The following is a 2,969-nucleotide window of genomic DNA, read 5'->3' as shown; positions in this document are numbered from 1 at the left end:
CTTGGAATGGCTGGCGGCATAGGTGGTAGATATACGGGGGCTAAAAGTGGTACTAAGGGGACGGGGAATGGTATTAGTCGCGATACCATTATTAATTCAGCAACACAGGCTAAAAAAGGCGGAGAGACAGTTGTAGGACATGCTCTTCAAAAACATGCAGGAAGAAATCCTGATATTTGGGGTAAAGTTAAGGGTGGTCCGGACCAAATCAATAAAACAGCACAGAAGCATTTGGAAGAAATTATTGATGCTCCGGGGGATTTCGTTAAGGTTACAAACAATAGGGGTATTACTTTCCTAGAAAAGAAATTACCTGATGGCAGAGGAGTAAGACTTAATCTTGACGGAACATTTAAGGGTTTTATTGACCAATAAAAGAGGTGGATAACTTGGAAAACTTAGAAATTATACTGGAGAATTTCCGAAAAGATGAATTAGACAATTTAATTTTTCATGAACTTAAAATTAACTTGAAAGAAATCAAGTCCTCCCATTTTTTTGATAACAATAGTGGAGCAGACATTGAATTTCATCAAATTAAAAGTTTTAAGGAAGTACTTTCACCGAGTGGAACGGGCAATGTATTTCTAAGCCAATTGGAATTAGGATGTTGTATTAAAGATGTGGTGATTGTATTTTCATTCGATAAAGAATTTGGAGATATTACTTTTAATTTCTCTGAGAATGGAATATATGAAGGCAAAGGTACTGATGTAAGGCTGAATATCAGAAAAATATTAGAAACTCTAGTGAGCCTGAAAGATAAATTCAATATACCAAACATCAGAATCGGCTTTGAGCCAGCATCTGATGATGATACTTGCATAGTAAATATTGGTAAGGGTAAATTCGATTTAGAGAGTGCAGTAGAACTTATCTTGAGCTAGTACTAAGAACCTTACTCTCAAGTTTTTTTGGTGGGGCAACCCAGTGCCGAATGAACCCATCATTCAACCAATAACACATATAACCCATGTAATACCCGTATAAAGTTTCTTCATTTCTACTGTACGCACATCAATGTTTTGAATTTTATCACCTAAATAACGCTACTGCGTTACATTGATCAGGTCGATTATGGTTCGAAACCACCATGATAGACCTGTTTTTTTGTTATCTTCGTTTTCTTGCGGATTTATTATTTAAGCATTATCACGATATTTACGGTGGAAGGAATTGATCGAATCTTAGTGTGGGATAAGACGACGCTTAATATTGTTAGGATTTAACTGAATATATGGAAAGGACACGACGGATATACAATGTCTTAGAGCTCGTTGGTATGATCCGAATGCGGGAAGATTCGTCCCCAAGGACCCGTACCAAGGCACCATCGCAAATCCGCTAAGTTTGAACCGGTATTCGTATGTGGAGAATAATCCGTTGATTTATGTGGATCCGAGCGGGCAGTATATCATGCCTATGGAGCCAACTCCTTAGTTAACTTGTGCGGTAGACATGGAAAATTGTAAAACGAACCTTGACGCACAGTTCAAGGGAGGGCAAAAGGCCTTTGAAGTGGTTTATCTGGACGATGCCAAAACTTTAATGAGCAAAGATGCAAGTGGTCTCGAAAAAGCTGGGGCACTTATTCAGATTATTCCGGTTTTCAAGGCATATAAAGTTGTCAAAAAGACAGATAAGGCAATAGACTCAGGTAAGGAAGTTATTAAATACACTAAAAAAGCAAAGAAAGCATGTAACTGCTTTACAAGTGGAACTAAGGTTCTTACAGACGAAGGGGAGAAACCTATCGAGGAAATCGAGGTAGGTGACAAAGTTCTAGCCAAAGACGATGAAACAGGCGAGATGGCTTACAAGGAAGTCGAGTGGCTCTTCCAACGTGATGTTGAGGAAACGTATAATATTACTGTTGGTGGCGAAGTCATAACAACAACTGATGAGCATCCGTTTTGGATTGTCGGCAAAGGATGGGTGGAAGCACAGCATCTTGCGGTGGGCGATGTTCTGACAACCTCAGATGGTATTAAATTAGCAATAGAAAAGATTGAGGTTAAGCAGGAACATGTTACAGTCTACAACTTTAAGGTGAAGGACTTCCATACCTACTTTGTATCTAACCTTGGTATTTGGACGCATAATGCATGTGGACCGTATCAGTGGGGGAATAAAAATACATTACAAGACCATTTTGACCGACATGGCTCTGACTTTGGGGCGAAGAATCCTACTGAGTATGCGCAAATGGCTAATGATTTCTTTAAGAATAGAAATAAATACGAAGTAAAGGTAGATACTGACGGTACAATTAGAGTTTATGACCCAAAAACAAATACTTTCGGTTCTTACAATGCTGATGGAACATCAAAAACATTTTATAAGCCAACAAGAGGACGAGCTTATTGGGATGACCAGCCCGGAAAATGAGGAGGATTACATGAATCGAGTTTGCTTAGTGTGCAACTATCAGGAACTATATGAACCACCGTATGATAATAGAGGTGTACCTTCTGACGAGATATGTCCATGCTGTGGATTCCATTATGGTTTTGATGATGATGGGTACAGCAACAAGGAAGAGGCTTTTAAACTGTGGCTAGATAAGTGGATAAAGGATGGTTGTCCATGGTTTTCTAAGAGTAGGAAGCCACCAAAAAATTGGAATCCTGCTGAACAACTAAAATAAGAAATAAAATTTACTTTGACCTTGAGGGTGGCGATCCTCAAGGTCTTTCTTTTACCCCCACCCAGTGCAGAATGAATCGAGTGGTACACTTTGAAGGAACCTAACCTTCATCTCCTCCGTATGATATTCCTCTAATATGTTTGTACGTGAGATTTAATGAAAAGGTAAAGTTGAACAGGTCGATTATGGCCAGATGACACCATGCATGACCTTTTGTTGACTTAAAATAAACCCAAAGATGTCCAGGAACTTACAAACTTACTGAATGAAGCGCGGGAGAAATCAGAGTTCAGTAAGAAGAATAAATACTATCAGGTATATA

General features: G+C 38.9%; 3 protein-coding genes and 1 pseudogene. All 4 read left to right on the top strand.

Annotated features, from left to right (window positions below):
* A pseudogene (locus M891_RS25630) lies at positions 1 to 375 on the top strand (WXG100 family type VII secretion target); the annotation flags it as partial.
* Positions 376 to 380: 5 nt separating this feature from the next.
* The gene (locus M891_RS0122050) at positions 381 to 887 is read left to right on the top strand and encodes a hypothetical protein (protein ID WP_307719288.1); all 507 of its coding nucleotides are present in this window, start codon (positions 381 to 383) and stop codon (positions 885 to 887) included.
* 346 nt (positions 888 to 1,233) lie between these two features.
* A complete protein-coding gene (locus M891_RS25155; RefSeq protein WP_084628954.1) occupies positions 1,234 to 1,440 on the top strand; it encodes an RHS repeat-associated core domain-containing protein in 207 nt (68 codons plus the stop codon).
* Between the two features lie 18 nt (positions 1,441 to 1,458).
* Complete coding sequence (locus M891_RS0122045) at positions 1,459 to 2,388, top strand: polymorphic toxin-type HINT domain-containing protein (protein WP_028540288.1); 930 nt, start codon at positions 1,459 to 1,461, stop codon at positions 2,386 to 2,388.
* Positions 2,389 to 2,969 lie beyond the last annotated feature (581 nt).

The sequence above is a fragment of the Paenibacillus sp. J14 genome (genome assembly GCF_000518465.1).
Lineage (GTDB): Bacteria > Bacillota > Bacilli > Paenibacillales > Paenibacillaceae > Fontibacillus > Fontibacillus barengoltzii.
Note: the sequence above shows the minus strand (reverse complement) of the source record. Positions and strands in the feature narration are given on the sequence as shown.